This is a genomic window from Pseudoxanthomonas sacheonensis (assembly GCF_031455975.1).
GTDB lineage: Bacteria > Pseudomonadota > Gammaproteobacteria > Xanthomonadales > Xanthomonadaceae > Pseudoxanthomonas_A > Pseudoxanthomonas_A sacheonensis_A.
In genome coordinates, this window is record NZ_JAVDTT010000002.1 from 312,979 (window position 1) to 333,336 (window position 20,358).

Annotated in this window: 18 protein-coding genes and 2 tRNA genes; 10 read left to right on the forward strand and 10 right to left on the reverse strand. The window is 64.0% G+C overall.

Translation table 11 applies throughout. The features are described from left to right. Positions 1-159: 159 nt before the first annotated feature. The 4 genes from J2W94_RS08510 to J2W94_RS08525 form a co-directional block, all read right to left on the reverse strand. A complete protein-coding gene (locus J2W94_RS08510; RefSeq protein ID WP_310092169.1) occupies positions 160-2,691 on the reverse strand; it encodes a TonB-dependent receptor in 2,532 nt (843 codons plus the stop codon). A 69-nt stretch (positions 2,692-2,760) separates the two neighbouring features. Continuing rightward, a complete protein-coding gene (gene pgmB / locus J2W94_RS08515; RefSeq protein ID WP_310092171.1) occupies positions 2,761-5,826 on the reverse strand; it encodes a beta-phosphoglucomutase in 3,066 nt (1,021 codons plus the stop codon). 282 nt (positions 5,827-6,108) lie between these two features. After that, entirely contained in the window at positions 6,109-7,122 is a 1,014-nt protein-coding gene (locus tag J2W94_RS08520) for a LacI family DNA-binding transcriptional regulator (RefSeq protein ID WP_310092175.1), read from the reverse strand. Between the two features lie 4 nt (positions 7,123-7,126). After that, positions 7,127-7,576 carry a DUF1801 domain-containing protein gene (locus J2W94_RS08525; RefSeq protein WP_310092176.1) on the reverse strand — a complete coding sequence of 150 codons (450 nt, stop codon included), beginning with the start codon at positions 7,574-7,576 and terminating at the stop codon, positions 7,127-7,129. 214 nt (positions 7,577-7,790) lie between these two features. On the opposite strand from J2W94_RS08525, the gene J2W94_RS08530 reads away from it, so the two are divergent. Both J2W94_RS08530 and J2W94_RS08535 read left to right on the forward strand, forming a co-directional pair. Next, positions 7,791-8,447: an OmpW/AlkL family protein gene (locus J2W94_RS08530; RefSeq protein WP_310092178.1), complete on the forward strand. Its 657-nt coding sequence runs from the start codon at positions 7,791-7,793 to the stop codon at positions 8,445-8,447. A gap of 222 nt (positions 8,448-8,669) precedes the next feature. Next, complete coding sequence (locus J2W94_RS08535; RefSeq protein ID WP_310092181.1) at positions 8,670-8,960, forward strand: hypothetical protein; 291 nt, start codon at positions 8,670-8,672, stop codon at positions 8,958-8,960. Here J2W94_RS08535 and J2W94_RS08540 read toward each other — a convergent pair. Together J2W94_RS08540 and J2W94_RS08545 are read right to left on the reverse strand one after the other, a co-directional pair. Continuing rightward, complete coding sequence (locus J2W94_RS08540) at positions 8,957-9,490, reverse strand: DUF1453 domain-containing protein (RefSeq protein WP_310092183.1); 534 nt, start codon at positions 9,488-9,490, stop codon at positions 8,957-8,959. The genes J2W94_RS08535 and J2W94_RS08540 overlap by 4 nt on opposite strands. Further along, positions 9,490-10,371: a DMT family transporter gene (locus tag J2W94_RS08545; protein WP_310092185.1), complete on the reverse strand. Its 882-nt coding sequence runs from the start codon at positions 10,369-10,371 to the stop codon at positions 9,490-9,492. Before J2W94_RS08545 ends, J2W94_RS08540 begins: the two co-directional genes overlap by 1 nt. Positions 10,372-10,474: 103 nt before the next feature. Here J2W94_RS08545 and J2W94_RS08550 point away from each other — a divergent pair, with 103 nt between their 5' ends. The 3 genes from J2W94_RS08550 (at position 10,475) to J2W94_RS08560 (ending at position 12,153) form a co-directional block, all read left to right on the forward strand. Then, positions 10,475-10,957, forward strand: a complete 483-nt coding sequence (locus J2W94_RS08550) for a YajQ family cyclic di-GMP-binding protein (protein ID WP_310092187.1) — start codon at positions 10,475-10,477, stop codon at positions 10,955-10,957. A 141-nt stretch (positions 10,958-11,098) separates the two neighbouring features. After that, complete coding sequence (locus J2W94_RS08555; RefSeq protein ID WP_310092189.1) at positions 11,099-11,641, forward strand: DUF1415 domain-containing protein; 543 nt, start codon at positions 11,099-11,101, stop codon at positions 11,639-11,641. Positions 11,642-11,667: 26 nt separating this feature from the next. Next, on the forward strand, positions 11,668-12,153 hold the full coding sequence (locus J2W94_RS08560; protein ID WP_310092191.1) for a hypothetical protein: 486 nt from the start codon (positions 11,668-11,670) through the stop codon (positions 12,151-12,153). 14 nt (positions 12,154-12,167) lie between these two features. Here J2W94_RS08560 and J2W94_RS08565 read toward each other — a convergent pair whose 3' ends face one another. The 3 genes from J2W94_RS08565 to J2W94_RS08575 are packed head-to-tail and all read right to left on the reverse strand — an operon-like array spanning position 12,168 to position 14,628. After that, positions 12,168-12,854, reverse strand: coding sequence for an HAD family hydrolase (locus tag J2W94_RS08565; RefSeq protein ID WP_310092193.1), 687 nt, complete (start codon positions 12,852-12,854; stop codon positions 12,168-12,170). Beyond that, entirely contained in the window at positions 12,851-13,552 is a 702-nt protein-coding gene (locus tag J2W94_RS08570; RefSeq protein WP_310092194.1) for a pseudouridine synthase, read from the reverse strand. Before J2W94_RS08570 ends, J2W94_RS08565 begins: the two co-directional genes overlap by 4 nt. Continuing rightward, complete coding sequence (locus tag J2W94_RS08575; protein ID WP_310092196.1) at positions 13,549-14,628, reverse strand: class I SAM-dependent methyltransferase; 1,080 nt, start codon at positions 14,626-14,628, stop codon at positions 13,549-13,551. The genes J2W94_RS08570 and J2W94_RS08575 overlap by 4 nt, the downstream gene beginning before the upstream one ends. 197 nt (positions 14,629-14,825) lie before the next feature. On the opposite strand from J2W94_RS08575, the gene J2W94_RS08580 reads away from it, so the two are divergent. The 5 genes from J2W94_RS08580 (at position 14,826) to J2W94_RS08600 (ending at position 18,433) form a co-directional block, all read left to right on the forward strand. Beyond that, complete coding sequence (locus J2W94_RS08580; protein WP_310092200.1) at positions 14,826-14,954, forward strand: hypothetical protein; 129 nt, start codon at positions 14,826-14,828, stop codon at positions 14,952-14,954. Positions 14,955-15,407: 453 nt separating this feature from the next. Then, a tRNA-OTHER gene (locus J2W94_RS08585) sits at positions 15,408-15,477 on the forward strand. Position 15,478: 1 nt separating this feature from the next. Then, positions 15,479-15,546: transfer RNA gene (locus J2W94_RS08590), tRNA-Ile, on the forward strand. 489 nt (positions 15,547-16,035) lie between these two features. After that, a complete protein-coding gene (locus J2W94_RS08595) occupies positions 16,036-17,157 on the forward strand; it encodes a slipin family protein (RefSeq protein ID WP_310092203.1) in 1,122 nt (373 codons plus the stop codon). A gap of 61 nt (positions 17,158-17,218) precedes the next feature. Then, positions 17,219-18,433: an RtcB family protein gene (locus J2W94_RS08600; RefSeq protein ID WP_310092205.1), complete on the forward strand. Its 1,215-nt coding sequence runs from the start codon at positions 17,219-17,221 to the stop codon at positions 18,431-18,433. Between the two features lie 158 nt (positions 18,434-18,591). On the opposite strand, the gene J2W94_RS08605 is transcribed toward J2W94_RS08600, so the two are convergent. Beyond that, positions 18,592-20,259, reverse strand: a complete 1,668-nt coding sequence (locus J2W94_RS08605; protein ID WP_310092208.1) for an ABC1 kinase family protein — start codon at positions 20,257-20,259, stop codon at positions 18,592-18,594. Positions 20,260-20,358: the final 99 nt, after the last annotated feature.

Genomic DNA, 20,358 nt, shown 5'->3' on the forward strand with positions numbered 1-20,358 from the left:
ATGCTTCTCTGCGCGCTAGCGGGAGAAGATGGCGTGAAGCGCCGGGTGAGCGGCGATAGGCGAGGGAATACCCTGCTTCGGACACCCTCGGCAGTCTACCGGCGCCTTCTCCCCGCGAACGGGGAGAAGGCCCTCGCACTTCCTTAGCTCTTTACTCGCTTACCAGCTGTACTTGGCCTGGAAGTTGACTTCGCGACCTTCCAGCGGACGCGCCAACAGCACGCCACCCGCGCTGGCGGCCGAACCGAAGATGCGCGAGTTGCTCTCGGTCAGACCCAGTTCGTTGGTCATATTGGTGCCGCGCAGGTTGAACTGCCAGTTCTCGCCGACGTTGGAGGTCACACCGAAGTCCACGGTGTGGTACGAACCCAGCTGCTGCAGACCGGACTGGTCCTGGGTGTGGTCGCCGACGTGGGTATAGGTCACGTACGGCATGATGTCGCCCCAGTCGAACACGAACTTGTAGCTAGGCGTGAACATGAAGCGCACCTTGGGCTGGCGTTGCAGTTGCTGGCCTTCGATCGGCGCGCAGGCGGGCTGGTCGTTGATATCGGTGTATGGGAAGCAGGCATTGAAGTCGGTGTACTCGCCATCGAGATAGTTGGCGACCAACTGCAGACGCAGATTCTCGATCGGAGTCAGCGCGCCGATGAAGTTGACGCCCACAGAATCGGAACCGTAAATCAGTGGCGTACCCACTGGCGTACCCGCGCCATCGGTCGGCTGATACTGCAGGCCGCTGAAAACGCGCCGGTATGCGCTGATATCCGCATACAGCAGATCCGACTGGTACTTGAAGCCGATTTCGTAGTTACGGATCTTCTGGATCGGCGGGGTGTTGCCGGTAGTGCTGCCGCGAATGCCGTTATCGAAGTCGAGGAAGTGGCCGCCGGTGTTGACGCGGCCGTACATCGACATATGGTCGTTGAACGAATAATTGGCGCCCGCGGTGAAGGCCGGATGGCTCTTCTTGTAGTCGGTCCGCGCATAGGTGCCGTTGCACATTTCGACATTGTTGTCGTAAAGGGTGTTCGGGTCGCCATCAAGGCCGCCCGCGCCCGGATTAACCGCGCTGCGATTGCAAACGTTGTTGGTCGCGTCCTGATTCTCCAGGCGACCGGACAAATCCAACAGCCATTTGCCGACCCGCCAGGAATCGGACAGATACAGCGCCATGTTGGTGGCGCTGCCGTGCTGGGCGATGTGGAAGCCGCCGAAGTCGGCGAAGCCCTGGCTATCGGTGCGCTGGTAAGTCTGTCCACCGTCGACGTAGCTGACTGTGATCGGCGTGGCGTTGGGCGTGTTGCTCATCAGCATCTGATTGCCCAGCGACCACTTGTCGTCCATGGTGTAGTGGTTGACGTAGAAGCCGATGGTGAGTGTGTTGCCCTCGAACAGCTCCTTGCTCAGCCGGAAGTCGTTATTGAAGCTCCTCAGGTGCTTGTGGATATGCCACCAGCCCTGTTGGATCACGCTCTGGTCCAACGGCACCGCACCACCGCCGACATAAGTGGCCGTGGCCGAACCGGCGGGCAGGCTGAAGCCGCTCGGCGTACCTGCGGTGTAGAGCATGTCCTGCAACGTGGCCGGATTGTTGCCGGAGAACAAGGCATTGGTATCCACGTCGCCGTCGTTGAACAGGAACTTGTCGCTGATCGACCAGCCGTTGTCGAAACTGAAGTCGAAGTTGCCGCCGACGAAGATCATGTCGGCGCCGCGGCCGTCGGCGAGGTCCGCGTCCGTGCCGCCACCCGGATAGGTGGGCAGATGCACATGCTGGATCGCGCGGCTGTAATAGGTATCGGTGAGCGGATCGAAGCCCGGATATTCGCTGAAGCTGTCTTCGCCGGTCTGGATCAACGGAATCGGAGTGATGAACTGGTTCTTGTCGTTGAGGTAGCGCGCGTACAAGACCATCGAACCCTTGTCGAAATCGTGGGCCAGGGTCGCGGTCAGCTGACCGCCCTCGTCGGCCTTGAACTCCGGCGAACGCACGCCATCGGAAGTGCGCCAGAAACCGCCGACGCTGCCGTACCAGCCCTCGGCGATCTTGAAGCCGGTGAATGCGTCCAAACGATAAAGGCCTTCGTCGCCATAGGTCAGGCCGACGCTGCCGGTCGGCTCCTCGGTGCCGGTTTTCAGGAAGAAGTTGGCGGTCGCGCCCATCTGGCCATCGGCGAACACCACCGACGGACCGCCCTGCAGGATTTCGACCGATTCGATGGTGTCGTCAAGGCGCATCAGCGTCGTGGTTTCGAAGAACGACAGCGTGGGCATGCCGTAGACCGGAGAACCCATCAGCAAGGTGGAGAAATAAGGCGCGTCGCCACCGCCCGGGAAGCCGGCGATCTCGATGTTGGCGCCGGTCTGGCCACCGGTCGATTCGGGCCACATGCCAGGAGAGATCTTGAGCAGATCGGCCGTGCTCTTGGGGTTGGCCTGCTTTATCTGCTCGGCGTTGGCGGTGACGATGTTGTAACTGGCCTCGATTTTCTTCACACCGCCGGCCGCGCTACCGGTGACGACGATGGTGTCGAGCGTAGTGGCGTCCTGCCCGCTGTTGGCCGGCTCTGCTGGAGCAGCTGGGGTCGGCTCTGTGGGAGCGGTCTCCTGGGCGTAGGCCAGGGCCGGCGCCAAGGCCGCGGCGATGGCTACGGACAATGCGTAACGGATCAGTGTCGTCTGTTGCATGGGTGTTCCCTCCACTCTTGTTTAGACAGGTTGGTTACGAATCCGTCGCGGCTCTGCGGCCGCGTACGGTCAGGTTGAAACGAAATCCTCCAGCCGCAACGCGGCGATATCCGGCAGTACCGCATCGGCCTGGTCGAGCACGCGTGAATCGCCGATGCCGATAGCGGGCATGCCCGCGGCGTGGATGGCGACGATGCCGGCGGCGGCGTCCTCCACGCCGATGCACCGTTCCGGCGCGACGCCAAGTTCGCGGGCGACGGTCAGGAATATTTCCGGGTCGGGTTTTGCGCGTGCGATCCGCCCGGCATCGGCGATGTAATCGAAGCGGTCCTCGATACCGAGTTTGCGCAGCAACGCGGGCGCGTTGCGGCTGGCCGAAGCGAGTCCGAGCTTGAGCCCGGCCGCGCGCGCCGCTTCCAGCAGTTCGCGCACCCCCGGGAACAGGTCCTGCGGGCCGAAACTCTCTATTTCCGCCACGTAGTAGCCGTTCTTGCGTTCGGCCAATGCGCGTTTGGCTTCGGCCGTGAACGGAGCCGCGGCGCTTTCCAGGATGATGTCCAGCGAAGCGGCGCGATCCACGCCTTTCAAGCGTTCATTGGTACGCAGATCGAAGGGCACGTCGATCTCATCGGCCAGCCGTTTCCACGCCAGGTAGTGGCTGTGCGCGGTGTCGGTGAGCACGCCGTCCAGATCGAAGATCAACGCCTGGCATGGCCGTGGGAACACCGCGTCCGATTCCTCCACCTGCTCCTTCCCCAACTGCGCCAGCGCCAGCGTCTGCGCTTGTCCGCCTCGCAATTCCAAGGCCCGTCCGGCGTGATGAATCGTCAGTGCATCGCCATCGCGCAAGACATAGGTCGCTCCTTCCCGGGAGACGTCCACGCGCAGGCTGCGCCCGCGCCAACGCAGGTTGAAGCCGTAGCCGTTCCACGCCTGCGGCACGCTAGGTGCGAAATGCAGTTGCGATTCGCGCACGCGCAATCCGCCGAAGCCCTGCACCAGTCCCAGCCAGCTGCCGGCCATGGCGGCCATGTGCACGCCGTGGTCGGTGTTGCGATGCAGATCGTCCAGGTCCACGCGCAGGCTGTCGTGGAAATAGCGCCAGGCCTTGTCCGCGTGGCCGACTTCGCCAGCGAGGATGCCGAACACCGGCGCGGACAAAGTGGAATCGTGGGTGGTGACCGCTTCGTAGTAATCGAAGCTGCGACGCTTGCGCGCCAGCTCGATATCGTCGCCGGCCAGCACCAGCGCCATCACCACGTCGGCTTGCTTGCAGACCTGGTGCCGGTACAGAGTGAGCGGATGGTAGTCGAGCAGCAGCGGGCGGTGCTCACTACTTTGCGACGAGTCGTGCCTGTTTCTCGCGTGCACTGGGAGCGGCCAGCGCGGCTTGTCCAGGAAGCCGTCGTCCTGTTCGAAGATTCCCAGCGCCGCGTCGTAAGGCAAGTACATCGCATCGGCTGCGCGTTGCCACAGTTCGATTTCCTGCGCATCCAGCTTCAGGCGCGCAGACAGTTCCCGCATCCGCTGCGGGCGTTCCCCCGACAGCCAGCGCCAGGCGGCGACCGCGCAGCGCAGATGCCGCTGCGCCATGCGGTTGGTGTAGTAGTTGTTATTGACCAGGGTGGTGTATTCGTCGGGACCGGTGACTTCGTGGATGCAGAAGGCGCCGTCGCGACGCGGATTGAAGTGCCCGACCTGCGGCCAGATGCGCGCGGTTTCGAACAGCATTTCCGCGCCGGCCTGGTCCAGGAAGTCGAGGTCGTCGCTGCTCTCCAGATACAACCCGATGCCGTAAGCGATAGCGGCATTGATGTGGTACGCCGCCGAACCGCTGGGGTAGTGCGCGGAACCCTCGCCGCCATCGATGGTGCGCCAGGGATATAGCGCGCCGGTCTGGTGATTCATTTCGCGCGCATGCCCGCGCGCAGCTTCAAGCGTGCGGTAGCGGTACATCAGCATGGCGCGCGCCACTTCCGGCGCGGTGAAAGCCATGGCCGGCAGCACGAAGGCTTCGGTGTCCCAGAAGCAATGGCCTTCGTAGCCTTCGCCGGTCAGCCCCTTCGCGGCGGTGCCATCGACGCCGTTGCGTCCTGCCGATTGCAGCAGGTGGAACAAGTTGAAGCGCAATGCCTGTTCGGATGCCGCGTCGCCGTCGATGGACAACTCCGCATGGCGCCAGAACGTTTCCAGCGCGTCGGCCTGATCGGCGGCCAGTCCGTCGAAGCCCGCAGCGGTCGCTTCCGACAAGGTCGCCCGCAAGCGGTCCTCGCGCGTGGCTGCGTCGCCGTCGACGACGTAGGCGACGAACTTCTCCAGCGTGACCGTACGGCCCGGCTGCAGCATGGCGCGGAAATGCTGTTCGACGCGCGTGCCTTGCGCTTGCGCTTCGACGAAAGACAGATCCTCGGTCGGATCGCCGGTCGGAAAACGGTGCGCCTGTCCGCAGGCCACTTCGATGCCGCTGCCCGAGGCGCGCTGCGACAGCTGCGCGCCGTGGCTGTCCGCATGCAGGCCGAAGATCTGCATGCCTTGGCCGCCGGATACGCCGATGCGCGGATCGTCGCCCTGTTCTACCGCCTGGCGTCCGCCTTCGATAAAGGAAACGAGCGTCAGCGGGCCTTGGTAATCCAGCGAGGTAACGCTGAAGCGGATGGCCAGTAGCGCCGGCTGGGTGAGCGGCACCACGCGTTCGGCGCGGATCTCGATACGCTGGCCTTCGGCGGTTCTGATTCGCAGGCGTCGGTCGAGCGCGCCACGACGCAGATCGAGCGAACGCTCGAACTGCAGCCATTCGGCCTGATCCAGCCGTACGCGCCGGTCGCCCAGCCATACGCCGATGCCCTTGCCTTCGGCCACCGGCACGCGCGTGTCGGTGCTACGCGCGAAGCCGGACAGGCGCTCGTGATAGTGGATGGGATTCTTTTCGAACACCGCGGCCAGGAAACTGCCGTCGCTGGGGCTGTCGTCTTCCTCGAAGCCGCCACGCACGCCCAGCGATCCGTTGGCCAGCGCGAACAGGCTTTCGTCGCGCGCCCGCTGCGAAGGCTCGAAGCTGGTTTGTTGCAGGCGCCAAGGATCGATAGCCGCTTGCGCGCCCTGGGTCCGACCGTTGTCCTGGATTGCTTCCGCCACGCGCGTCCCTATCCCGATGCTTGCTTGTCTGCCGCCGGCGGCGATGCCGACGGGGAGGCAAGCTAGGAAGCGTTGTTATCGATGTCAAGTTATCGATAACAAATGGCTGCTGCGGCCCTTGTTGCGCTTGGCTCGGGACATTTGGTAATACGAATTACCGTAGCCGACGGGGGTTTTCCCTAAACGAAACAGGGACTTGGCGCCACGATCGTGCCCGCCGCGCCAGCAAATCCATCGAATGGGTATCTAGCGCGTTCGCTGCGATGCAGCAGACTCCAGCGCTCAGGTGGCGCGCAGCACCAGATGGGTAGGCAGGGTTTCGGACGTGGCGGGCTGGCCTTCGATCAGGGTCCGGATCTTGCGGGCCAGCAACACGCCGGCATCGATGAAGTTCTGGTGCACCGAACTCAACGGCGGCACATAGGTGGCGCCCAGGGGTGTGTCGTCGTAGCCGATCACCGAAACGTCGTCGGGCACCCGCCGCCCATGCTCGATCAGCGCGCGGATGGCGCCGATGGCCAGCAGATCGCTGGCGGCGAACAAGGCGTCGATCTGCGGATGCTGTGCCAGCAGCGCATGCACTGCTTCGGCGCCCGCGGTGACGGTGAAACTGGAAACCATGGGCGTGAACGGGGTGATGCCGTATTTCGAAAGGGTACCGGCGAAGCCTTCCAGTCGTTCGGCGAATTCGGCGTGCGCCGGATCGCCCAGGAACACGGGGCGACTGCGGCCCAGGGCCAGGAATCTTTCCGCGGCCAGCGCGCCGCCGCGGCGATTGTCGCTGCCGACCACCACGTGCGACTCGTGCCGGCTGACTGCGCCCCAGACCACCATCGGACGGCCCCAGCCCTGCACCTCGTGCATCGCATCCTCATGCGCGCCCTGCCCCAGCAGGATCACGCCATCGGCCGCCTGCACGTGCGACAGCGCACCGCCCTGCAGGGAAGTGAGCAATACGCTGTAACCGGAGGAAGTCAGTTCCTGGGTGATGCCGCCCAACAGGTCCAGCGGATACGGACCGGACATCTGCCGCTCCAAGGTAGGCTTCATTTCCACCACCACCGCCACGGTCATGCTGCGGCGCAGGCGCAGATTGCGCGCGCTGACATTGAACGCATAGCCGTACTGGCGGGCGATCTCGGCGATCCGCGCCCGGGTTTCGGGATTGACCAGCGGGCTGTCGCGCAACGCGCGCGACACGGTGATGGCGGAAACGCCGGCCACCTTGGCCAGATCGGCCATGGTCAGGCTGTCGCTTTTTCTGCCGTCGGCAGGGCCGGTCTTGGGGGGGCGCATGGGCTCAGTCTCGCACGCGGCTGGCTTCGTAGCGCGCTATGTGCACTTCCGGCGGGGTCGAAGCGATCGCCGCGGCCACCGCGGATTGCAGCAACGCGTCGAGCCGGCGGAAGCGCAGGCAGCTCTTTCCCAGGTCCAGTTTCAGGCCGGCCGCGGCATAGGCGGCGCGCAGGTCGCGCTCGTTCTGCGAATCGGCATACGCGCACATCAAGTACAAGGCGTAGTGATTCTTCTGCGCCGCCAGCGCGGCGTATATCAAAGGCTGCTTGTTATAGGTGACCGGGTAACGCGACAGCGGAATCTCCCAGCTGACCATTCCCCAGTTCATGCCCTCCACATAACCATCGGGCAGGTTGGCATTGACCAAAGCGCGCACCGTTGCGATCACTTCGCGACGCTCGGGCGGAAGTTCGGCCAGATACGCTTCGACGGTTGTGGCGGCGCTGCCGACCATGTTCTTTCGTCCCTCATGTGGAGTTGCTTAAGCGAGCGCTGCAAGCGGAAAACTGAACCCATTGTTATGCGATGCACGCGAAAAACGCCAGACTGAAGCAAAGATGAAAACGGGCGTTAACAAAAATGCGCGTGCCGGTTCGCATTCATGCGTCGGTGGCTAGGGTGTGCGCGCCCACTCCCCGGGCAAACAAAAAACACATGGAGAGAATCATATGTCTTCACTTCGCCCCCTGAGCATGGCCCTGCTATCCGCTCTGGCGTTCGCGCCTTCCGCATTTGCGCAGGATGCAGGAACCACCAGCACCGACACCACTTCCACCGATACCGCTTCGGGCAAGCGCATCGCCATCGTAGGCGGCGGCGCGATCCTGCAGCCCGACTCCGATCCGCTGCCGGGTGCGCGCATCGACATCGATGGCGGCACTGCGCCTACCTTGAGCGCCAGCTGGTACATCAACGACAACATCGCCGTCGAGTTGTGGGGCGCTGCCGACAAGTTCAATCACCGCGTGCGCGGCGATGGCGGCAAGATCGGCACCATCGAGCAGCAGCCGATCGCGTTGAGCGGCCAATACCATTTCCGCAGCGCCGATAGCGTGATGCGTCCGTTCGTCGGACTGGGCTATTACGAGTCCAACTTCAGCAACGAGGACATCTCCGGCGGCGGCCCGCACGTCGGCCTGGACACCGCCAAGGGCGCCATCGCCACCGCCGGCATGGATTTCAACATCAACAGCCGCTGGTTCGCACGCACCGACGTGCGCTACATGAAGGGCGATGCCAAGGTGAACGTGGCAGGCGAGCCGAACGGCGACGAAATGACCATGGACCCGTGGACCGTCGGCCTGGGTCTGGGCGCACGCTTCTGATTCTGCGCGCTTGATCCACTGGCTAGCGGCGCAGCAAATCGCTGCTGCATCCCGGCAACACCGGACGACGGGCCCCGCAAGGAGCCCGTCGTTTCTTTTGCAACTGATTCGGCCTCGTTGGTTGGGAGCAAGTGGTCACCTGATTGAAGGATCCCTCTCACTCCGCCTTAGCGCGGCGATGGCTACGGTACCCGTCCCCTTCTCCTTATACCGGACTAACCTATGCCCATCGTCCGACTGCGCGTTACTGGCAACGAGTACGCGGCTTCCGAGATCATTCATGCACTGGAAGCCATCGAAGGCATCGAACACGTGGAAGAAGTCGCCGACCTGATGCCGCACATGGACGACGACGATTCCAGTTCCGCCGGCCTGCCGGACGACGAATCGCCGGGGCTGCACAACATCGAAATCGAAGCCCCCAACGACGAAGCCGTGCGTCGCATCCATGCCGTGGCCGAAGTGCTGGCCGAACGCACCGAAAGCGCGATCGAGATCGTCGAGGACTTCTAGGCCACGCGTGGCGGCAACCGCCGCCGCAAGCCCCAGGTATAGCTGAGGTAATAGCCAAGCAACAGACCGGCCACGGCGAACAGGCTGGCGTGATCGAGCACCGGGATGATCGACAGCGCTTCGCGGCCCTGCCAGTAACGCCACATTTCTACGAAGCCCATCGCGATGCGGGCGGCCACCAGCAGAGTCAGGGTCAACACCAGCCAGGGATTGGGCGTGTAGTACATGCCTTGCGGGGTCTGTTCGAAGCGGCTGAGCCACAGTCCGATGATTCCGGTGAGCAACCCGGCCCCCATTCCCGCCAATGCATAAGCCAACGCACCGGGCCACCACACGTTGGTGATCGCCATGCTGGTCACGAACAGACCGACGGAAAGCAACAGCAGCCACGAATTCAGTCTCACCAGCCATGGCCACGCCTTGCGTCGCGCCTTGCCCAAGCGATAGCGCTGCCATAACGACAGCGGCAGCAACAGCAGCCACAGAACCAGCAGGACCAGGATGACCAGCGGAACGATCAGCAAAGGCATCAGGGATGCTCGGTTTCCGCATGCACTTTTTCGCGGCGCAGCAGGTACAGGCCGCTGATGACGATGATGCCCGCACCCAGCCAGGTCACCCCATCGGGCAGCACATGCCACAGCGCCAGATCCAGGCATACGCCCCAGACCAGCGCGCTGTATTCCAGGGGCGCGATCAGCGAAGCCTCCCCGCGTTGAAATGCCTCGGTCAGGGCCACTTGGGCCAACGACCCGGCAACGCCCACGCCCGCGATCACCCACAAGTCGGCCGAACGCAGCGGCAGCCAGTTCGGGGCAGCCATCGCTCCGGCGCCCAGCGACAGCAGCACGATGAACCACAACACCATCGCCTGGATGCTGTCGCGCTGCGCAAGCAGGCGCACGGTGATCGCGCTGGCCGCATAGCAGATCGCGGCGACGAGGATGGCCAACCCGCCCAGCGTCGCCATTCCTTGCCCCGTCGGCCGCAGGATCACCAGCACGCCGACCAGACCGACCACGATGGCGGTCCAGCGCCGCGGACCCACCCGTTCGCCCAGGAAAGGGCCGGCCATGGCGGTGACCAGCATCGGCGCGACGAAAGTAATGGCATACGCGGTGGACAGCGGCATGCTGCGCAGGCCATACACGAATCCGAACATCATCCCGATACCCAGGGCTCCACGCAGCAGGTGCAAGGGCCAGTGCACGCGCCAGAGGGTGTTCGGCTTGGCCGTCCACAACACCCACACCAGCACCAACGGCAGCGACGACAGGCCGCGCAAGGCCGCCACCTGCAGCGGCGGATAGTGCGGCGCCAGCAGCTTCAGGCCCGCGTCCATCAACGCGAACAGCGCTACGGCGGAAAGCATGAAAGCGATGGCGGACAGGTGCGAGGCGCGGGTAGTCATTCGGCATTATCGCCAATTTACTGCGGCTCTTTCGCCTCAAAGGAAAGGAAAACGGGACCGCCTGCGTTAACCTAGCCGCCTCCCCACCGCACAACGCACGCCCATGCCTTCCTTCGACGTCGTTTCCGAAGTCAACACCCACGAACTCACCAATGCGGTCGACCAGGCCAACCGCGAGCTCACCACGCGCTTCGATTTCAAGGGCGTGGACGCCAGGTTCAGCCTGGACGACAACGTCATCAGCCAGTCCGCACCCAGCGACTTCCAGCTCAAGCAGATGTCCGACATCCTGCGCGCGCGCCTGATCGCACGCGGCATCGACGCGCGCTGCCTGGAGGAAGGCGAGGTGGAAACCAACCTGGCCGGCGCGCGCCAGAAGATCACCGTCAAGCAGGGCATCGAGCAGAAGCTGGCCAAGAAGATCGCCGCGGCGATCAAGGAAGCCAAGCTGAAAGTGGACACCCAGATCAACGGCGACAAGCTGCGCGTCAACGGCAAGAAGCGCGACGATCTGCAGGACGCGATGGCGCTGCTGAAGAAGGGCGATTTCGAATTGCCGCTGCAGTTCGACAATTTCCGTGACTGAATTTCTCTCCTTCCCCTTCAAGGAGAAGGCCGGGATGGGGATGGTTTTCTCCTCCGACGATGAAAACTCTCCCAACCCCGGTGCAACACCCTCCCCACCCAACCCTCCCCTTGAAGGGGAGGGCTATCGACGCCGATCTCAATGACCTCCAACTCAGATCCCATCGCTGAGACCAAGCACTGGCTGGAGCGCGCGGTGATCGGCCTGAACCTGTGCCCGTTCGCCAAAGCCGTTTACGTCAAACAGCAGGTACGCTTCGTGCTGAGCGATGCGAGCACGCCCGAGGCCTTGCTGGAGCAACTGGCCGAAGAACTGCTGCTGTTGCGCGACACGCCTGCCGACGAGATCGACACCACTCTGATCGTGCACCCCGATGTGCTGCAGGATTTCCTGGACTACAACGATTTCCTGGACAACGCCGACGCCGCGGTCGAGGCGCTGGATCTGGAAGGCGTGCTGCAGGTGGCCAGCTTCCATCCGGCCTACCAGTTCGCCGGCACCGCTTTCGACGACATCGGCAACTACACCAACCGCTCGCCCTATCCCACGCTGCACCTGCTGCGAGAAGACAGCGTCAGCCGCGCGGTGGAGGCTTTCCCGGACGCGGACCAGATCGTGGACCGCAATGTGGAAACGCTGGATCGGTTGGGCGTGGAAGGCTGGCGCAAGCTGTTCGCGCCATGACTCCCTCAGATCAGGCCGCAACCCTCATGGGCACCCGCATTTCGATGACAAGGCTTGGCGAAGAGGAAACCCAGCGCCTACTGGACCATATTCCGTACGTAACGCTGGCCAAGCAGGGAAACGCCAAGCGTCATGTCGAACGCCTGGTCCGCGATGCGGAAGAACTGGAATCCATGCTGTTGCGGTATCCACAGGTCAAGTACGAGCCGCTGGACCCGCACTACGTTCTGCTGAAATGCATGGCCAACCTGGATGCGACGTTCATCGACGATCTTTGCAACCATTTCGACTGGCGCGGCGTGGTGTTCGCGGGCTGGTTCGCCGCGCTGCGGCCGGACATCACCTATCGCGAATCGTTGGTTGCGGCGCTAGGGAAGTCCCAGCGGAACGATTGGCTGCTGGAATTGGCTCTGGCCGAGATCGACAACAGGATTTGGGCGCTGGACCCGGATCTGCAGCAGTTGATCCGTCGTTTGCGTTCTTGCCTGCAGCCCTTGCTCGAGCTCGCCTGATCGCAGCACCCGGCTCAGGGCGACAGGCTTATGCTCGGGTCCAGCGATTCCAGATTCAGCCACTTCTGAAACCAGGCTCGGGCCCGATCCAGATCGGGAACGACCTTGGCCAGTGTCAGGGTTGTCTCGGATGCGGGCAGCAGATCGGGCACCTGGATCACCCGCATTCCGGCTGCGGAAGCCGCGCGCACGCCGAATTCCGAATCCTCGATCGCTATGCATTCGCGCGGCGGGATGCCCAGTCGTTCGGCAGCCAGCAAATAGAGATCAGGCGCGGGTTTCGCTTGCGCCACATCGCTGCTGGTGACCACATGGTTGAAATATCCATCGATGCCGCTGCGCGCCAGCTTGAGTCGCGCCCGCTCGCCGCGGGTCGAGGTAGCGACGGCCAGCGGCACGCCTAGATCGAAAAGATCCTGCAGCAGTTCGCGGGCGCCCGCCTTCAGGGGCAATCCCTCTTCGACCAACAAGTCGTATCTGCGCTTGCACTCGAGCGTCAGCCGCTCGGCCCGCTCGGCGCCGAGCAGCCCGCTCAGCAGTTCGGCGCTGCCCGCATCGTGCAGACCCACCATCGACAGCCACAGCGTGTCGTCCACCGCCAACGACTGCTCCGCAGCGGTGACCCGCCAGCATTCCAGGATGACGCGCTCGCTGTCGATCAGCAGGCCGTCCATATCGAAAATCACCGCGCGTGCGCTCATGCGTTGAACAGCTCCGTTCTCGCCGCCTCATCCAATAGGCGCCATTCGCCGGAAGGCAGATTCTCCAGCCCGAGCCCGCCGATTCGGCTGCGATGCAACGCCTCGACATGATTGCCGACCGCGGCGAACATGCGCCGCACCTGATGGTAGCGACCTTCGTGCAGCGTCAACCTGACATGGCGTGAGTCGACAATCTCCAGGTCCGCGGGCAGCAATGGCGTCTGCTCGGATTCCAGCATCAGCGTGCCGCTGGCGAAGGCCTGCGCTTCATCACCACGCAAATCGTTGGCGAGGGTCGCCTCGTAGACTTTGGAGAGTTTCGATTTCGGCGACACGATCCTGTGCAGCAGCGCGCCGTCGTCGGTGAACAACAGCAGACCGCTGGTGTCCCGGTCCAATCGTCCCACCGAGGACAGCAGCGGCGAACGAAGCCGATAACGTGGCGGCAACAGATCGTAGACGATGCGGCCCGGATCCTTGGTGGAGCAGGTATAGCCCACCGGCTTGTGCAGCATGATCAGCAGGCCCTGCGGCGGATCCAGCGGCTCGCCGTCGACGCGGAGATTGTCATGGTCCACGGGATCGTCGGCATACATCACTTCGCCCTGCGCATCGGTGATGCGCCCTTCGCGGAACATCAGGGCGACCTGCTTGCGACTGCCATAGCCCAGGTTGGCGAGATGCTTGACCAGTTTCATCGCGGAGACTTGTTCGACCTTGACGACGGCATGGCCTTGATGGCTTCGATCACCTTGAAGCCGTCGCGCTCGCCCACCACCCGCACCTGGCCGAAGCTGGCGTTCAGCACCGCCTCGTACGGCAGGTGCCGGTTGGCGACGAGGAACAACCGGCCGCCGGGCTTGAGGGATTCTGCGGCCACCGCAATGAAACGGCGGCCGACATCGGGACGGTCCGCACGGCTTTGGGTATGGAAAGGCGGATTACTGACGATGAAGTCGTACTGCTCCGGCACGCCGGTGGTGACATCGTGCCAGCGATAACCGAGCGTCGCCTGCTGCTCGAACCGCGCGAGATTCTGTTTCGCGAGCGCGAGCGCGCGCGCCTCGGCTTCGTAGAGATCCAGCGCCGAGACCTTGACGCAACGCGACAGGATCTCCGCCGAGAGATATCCGTAACCCGCGCCCAAGTCGGCGCCCTTGCCCGCCAGATCGGCGGGAAGATGCTCGACCAGCAAAGCCGACGCCGGGTCGATGCGGTCCCAGGCGAATACGCCCGGACGGCTGCTGAAGCGACCCTCCAGGATCGGACGCGGCGCATCCAGCCCGGTCCATTTCGCGATCGCCACCTGATCTTGGGAACCATCGATCGGTTTGCTCCAGAACACGCGGCAATGGTTCTTGGTCAGGCTTCCGCCCAGGCCGGTGAGCTGCTTGAGGTCGGCCTCGCCGGATTTGGCGCCCTCGTTGTTGGTGATGCTGGCCACGATTACGCCGCCTGGCGCGCACAGCGAGACCGCCCGTGCGAACAGCGCGCGCGCCTCTTCGCGCTGGCGCGGCGGCAGCACCAGCACCAGTGGGTAGCGGGCGGTCGATTCCGACGCATCGGCGATCACCTGCAATCCGCCGCGCTCCAACTCATCGGCGAACGGCTTGTAGCTCTGTTCGCACACCAGTTGTGCGAGCGGAAACTGCCGCATCGCCCAACCTTCGCGCGCGCGCAGGAACAGCATCGGACCGTCCGCCCACGTCAGCGAGCGACTGGAGAACGGCAGGAACAGAGAATCGAGCGCGGGATCGGAAATGGGGGCGGACAAGAGGTGTCACCGAAAAGAATCAGCGACGATTCTACCTGTCGCGCCGATTCGGCAACGATGCGGATCGTTCGCCACTGCATCGCAACCGTTCGTCGGGTTCGCGATTCTGATGTTAAAAAATAGTTGCGGATCGAAAACAACGCGCGTATCGTGCGCGGCCTTCGCCCTTGCGGCGCATTGCGACACAAGAATTTCCCATGAAACCGAACTTCGTCAACGCGATCCTCTTTGCACTGTGGCCCACCGGCCGCGGCGCGGACGCGCGCGGATGCATGAAGGACAGCGATCGTCTACCCGGCGAACGCAACCGGTACACGCACACCTAGTCACGGTCGGACTCCCTGGGAGATCGGCCACCCCGATCTCCCGAGGCAACGCGAACGCCCTCGGGTCGCAAGTCCCGGGGGCGTTTTGTTTCCAGCGTTCGCAAAGGAAGCGCATGCAGCGCAAGAGTTCGGCAAAACCAGCCAACGGAAAATCGGCTTTCAACAAGCGATATTCGCCCTGAAGCATCCGGGCGCAGCGATGCTGCGCGCCCGAGGCAGGGGCGCGGCTGCGACCGGCGCATGTGCGCCGCGTGGTGATGCTTCGACGCGGGCGGCGCGAGGCTGGGTTTGCAACGCACAAGGCGCAATGCGCCTGCAAGGATTGCCGGTTGGCGACAGCCGGCAATACGGAACATCGATCGAACACGCTACAGCGGTACGGCTTGCGACGTCGTCCGGTGCGCGCGGCCTTGCCGTGGCGTATGCCGAAGCGTGGGAGAAGGTGTTTCGCGAGGACGGAAGCTCAGAGGCAGAGCAGCGGCGCAAGCCGTTGGCCACCGGTTCGAATCCGGTTCGTCCACCACTGGATAGCTCAAATGGTTAGAGCATCGGTCTGATAAACCGACTGTTGCGGGTTCGATTCCCGCTCCAAACATGACCAGTTACGTCATGACCAGGAACGAAAGTTCCACAACAGGAAATGCCCCGTGCGGCGTTCCGGATATCCGCGAAGGAATGCGGACAACGGAACAAGGCAGCGGTGGCGAAGCCGGATCGCCGCCCTCGAGGCGGATGGACGGAAGCGGATCGTCGACGCGGCAGGACATCGCCATGCCGACAGGAGGCTTCCGGCTCTCCGCGGACAGCGCCGCGGTTCCGCTTCGTCGACGTCAAGGGGGTTTCCACTTTTCTTTCCCTTCTCCCCTCGGGAGAAGGTGCCCGCAGGGCGGATGAGGGCGTGAACTCACCGACCCACGGGCAGTTTTCGAAGGTCGGAATTCTCCCGCCCTCATCCGGCGCTTCGCGCCACCTTCTCCCGGTGGGAGAAGGGATAACCACAACGCGCGCGCCAACCGATCCGGCATGCGTATTGAAGTAAGAAACGGATCGGACCACCAGAGCCATACCAAGGAGTAGTGCCATGTTCTGGACCAAGAGGGTCGTGATCGGTGACGGCGAGCGCGGCCTGGTGTACCAAAATCGTCAGTTCGAGCGCGTGCTCGCGGCAGGCGTGTACCGCATGTTCGATCCGCTGAAGCGCATCGAAGTCGCAGTGCACGGCATCGCCAATCCGGAATACGCCGGCCGCGATGCCGACGCGTTGATCGCGCGCCTGGGCGACAAGCTGGACGAGACCTTCGTGCTGGCCGACATCGGCGCCGATGAAGTCGGCCTGGTGTCGAAGAACGGCAAGCTGGAAGACGTGTTGGCGCCGGGTTCGCGCAAGCTGTACTGGCGCGGACTGGTGAAGGTCGAAGTGCAGCGCGTGTCGCTGGCCGACAACCTCGAGGTCGACGCCACCGTCACTCGCCGTTTGCGCCAGCTCGGCGTGCTGTCCAAGGTCGCGGTGATCGCGGAAGTGCCGGCGGAATCGGCGTGCCTGGTGTTCGTCGACGGCAAGCTGGCGCGCACGCTGGCGCCGGGCGCGTACGCCTTCTGGAATTTCCAGAAGAACGTGAGCGCCGAGGTGATCGAGTTGCGCGTGCAGTCGGTCGAAGTTTCCGGCCAGGAACTGTTGACCAAGGACAAGGTCAGCCTGCGTGTGAACCTGGCCGCCAGCATGCGCGTGACCGATCCGGTCGCCGCGCGCACCAAGGTGGCCAAGTTCGGCGACCACTTGTATCGCGAACTGCAGTACGGCCTGCGTAAGGCGGTTTCGGCCAAGACGCTGGACGAATTGCTGGGCGACAAGGCCTCGCTGGACGCCGACATCTTCGGTTACGTGCGCGGCCAGGTCGGCGCGTTCGGCGTCGAGGTGCTGGGCGTGGGCGTCAAGGACGTGATCCTGCCGGGCGAGATGAAGGAGATCCTCAACAGCGTGGTGCAGGCGGAGAAGGCGGCCCAGGCCAACGTCATCCGTCGTCGTGAGGAGGCGAACGCCACGCGTTCCCTGCTCAACACCGCCAAGCTGATCGAGGAGAGCCCGGTGCTGATGCGCCTGAAGGAGCTGGAGGCCTTGGAGAAGGTCACCGAGAAGATCGACAAGCTCACCGTGTTCGGCGGCCTGGACGGCGTGCTGAAGCAGTTGGTGACGTTGAAGTAACATCCCGCGTATCCGCAGGGAAGCGGATGCGCGGACTTTCCATGGAACCAGGAGAAGTTTTATGAGTACTTACGAACTACTGCATGCCGAAGGCAGCGCGACGCCGATCAAGGGCTGGGTGCGCGGCGTGCCGTTGGAAGAGCAGGCCCATGCGCAATTGCGCAATATCGCCAGCATCCCGTTCGTCGGGCCGTGGGTGGCGGTGATGCCCGACGTGCATCTGGGCAAAGGCGCGACGGTGGGCTCGGTCATTCCGACCCGCGGCGCGATCATTCCGGCTGCGGTCGGCGTGGACATCGGCTGCGGCATGGCCGCCGTGCGCACCACCCTGCGCGCCAACGATCTGCCGGACAATCTGGCGCAACTGCGTTCGTCCATTGAACGCGGTGTGCCGGTCGGCAACGGTCCGGGCGGCGAGCACCGTCGCTTGCCCGACAGCCACGAAACGCGTATCGCGCAATCGGGATTGCATGCCGGCCTGGAAGCGATCAAGCAGAAGCACCGCAAGATCCGCACCGACAAGCTGGAGCGCCAGATCGGCACGCTGGGCGGCGGCAACCACTTCATCGAGATCTGTCTCGATGAAACCAACGCGGTGTGGGTGATGCTGCACAGCGGCTCGCGCGGCACCGGCAATCTGATCGGCAGCTACTTCATCGAGCTGGCGCGTGAGCAACTGGCGCATCGCGTGCTGGGCTTCCACGTCCCGGACAAGGACCTGGCCTTCTTCATGGAAGGCGAGCCGTTGTTCGACGACTACGTGGAGGCGGTGTCGTGGGCGCAGGACTACGCACGCCACAACCGCGAGGCGATGATGGCGCGGGTGCTGGCGGAGATGCGCCATCGCCTGCCGAAGTTCCAACTGGAGAAGACCGCGGTGAATTGCCATCACAACTACGTGCAGAAGGAAACGCACGGCGGCGAGGAACTGCTGATCACCCGCAAGGGCGCGGTCAGCGCACGCGAAGGCGAGTTGGGCATCATTCCGGGCAGCATGGGCACGCGCAGCTACATCGTGCGCGGCAAGGGCAACGCGGACAGCTTCCACAGCTGCAGCCACGGCGCCGGCCGGGTGATGAGCCGTACCCGCGCACGCGCCGAGATCACCCTCGCACAACACCGCGAGGCCACCGCGCACGTGGAATGCCGCAAGGACGCGGCCGTGGTCGACGAATCTCCGGCCGCCTACAAGTCGATCGACGCAGTCATGGCTGCGCAGAACGACCTAGTGGAAGTGGTGCATACCCTGCGCCAGGTGATTTGTATTAAGGGCTGATCAAGCTCGCAACAAACGGCGCCGCCCTTCACAGGGCGGCGCTTTCTTATTGCTGCCGTAGGAGCGACGGAAGTCGCGAACCCATCCGTCCATGCACTAGGTTTCGCGACTTACGTCGCTCCTACGTCGGTCCTACGGCGCCTCTACCGCGCATCCCGCTACTTCGCCTTCACCTTACGGTCGCCGAACAGCGCGCTGGCCACGATGCTCGCGCCCAGGCCCACGCCAAGCAGGAACAGCAACAGCGCCATGGTCGGATAACCCCACAGCGTGCTGCTGGTGGGGATGCGCATCATCAGCGCCGAAGCCAGGATCAGGGCGGCGGTGACCACGCCGGCGGCGATGCGGTTGGCGATCTTCTGCAGGCTCTCCATCAGATGCGATTCCTCCAGCCCGGTCACGCGCAGCTGCAGGCGGTTGTCCGCGACCAGGCCTAGGATGTCGGTGACTTTGCGCGGACCATCGCGCATCAGCGATTGCAGTTCCATCAGTTCGCTGGCCAGGCTGGGCGAGGACAGCGACCGCCGCAGGCGCGCGCGCATGACGTGCTGCAGGTGGTTTTCCACCGCCTGTTTCGCGTCGAATCCCGGCACCAGCAGCTGGCACACCGCGTCCAGGTTCAGCAGGGTCTTGCCCAACAGGCTCACTTCCGGCGGCGTGCGCAGACCGTGGGCGGTCGCCAGCCGCACCAGCTCCAGCACCACCCGCCCTTCCGACATCGAGGCGCTGTGCGCGGCGTACCGGGCGACCAGTTGCCCGACTTCACGGGTGAAGCGCTCGTCGTCGTAGTCGTCCAACGGCGTGCCCAGTGCGATGGCTTCCTGCGCGACCTGTTCGCCGCGTCCGTCGACCGCTGCGAACAACAGTTTGAGCATGCGTTCGCGCTGGCGCGGCGGCACGTTGGCGACCATGCCCAGGTCGAAGATCGCCAAACGGCCGTCGCCGGTCACGCGCAGATTGCCGGGGTGCGGGTCGGCATGGATCTCGCCGTGCACGAACATCTGGTCCAGATAGCCGCGCATCAGCGCGTCGGCCAAAGGCTGCATCGGTTGTTCGGTGCGGCGCACGCCGGGCACGTGATCCACGCGCGCGCCTTCCAACAGCTGCATGGTCAATACGCGACGGCTGGTGAGGTCCCAGACCGGGTACGGCACGCACAGCTCCGGATACGGCGCCAGGTGTTCGCCGAAGCGTTCCAGATTCTGCGCTTCGGCCACGTAGTCGAGTTCGGCCATCAGGGTGCGGTTGAATTCTCCCAGCCAGTCGGCGAAATGCACATGCCGGCCGAGCTTGGTGATGCGATCGGCGGCGTTGGCCACGCCCCGCAACAGCGAGAGATCGGAAGCCAGCTGCAGTCCCACGCCCGGCTTCTGCACCTTGACCGCCACCGGCGTGCCGTCGCGTAGCGTGGCGCGATGGACCTGTGCCAGAGAGGCGCAGCCGATCGGCTCGCGATCGAACTGTTCGAAGGCTTTGCTGAGGCGCACCCCTAGTTCGCCCTCCACCACCTCGCGTACATGCTCGAAAGGGATCGGGCCGACGTTCTCCTGCATGCGCTCCAGCGCAGTGGCGTAGGCCGGCGGCACGATGTCCGGGCGCGTGGAAAGCATCTGCCCCAGCTTCACGAAGGTCGGGCCCAGCGCCTCCAGATCGCGGCTGAATTCCTCCGGACTTCCTTCCGACTCGGACCGATGCTCGAAGGACGGTTCCAGCGAAAGTCCCGAGAACACGCCCGAATTGCGGTAGCGCCACAGGAAACGCAGGATCTGCGCCCTGCGCTCCATGCCGCCGCCGACCTGCGGCGCGTTGTGCGAGTTCGAATCCATCGCTCGGCTCCGTGCGGTTTCCAGCGAGTGTGTCCACGCATTGGTAATCGCACGGTGAAACGAGGGCCAAACGCTCAATAGCGCGCGAATCCGGACCGC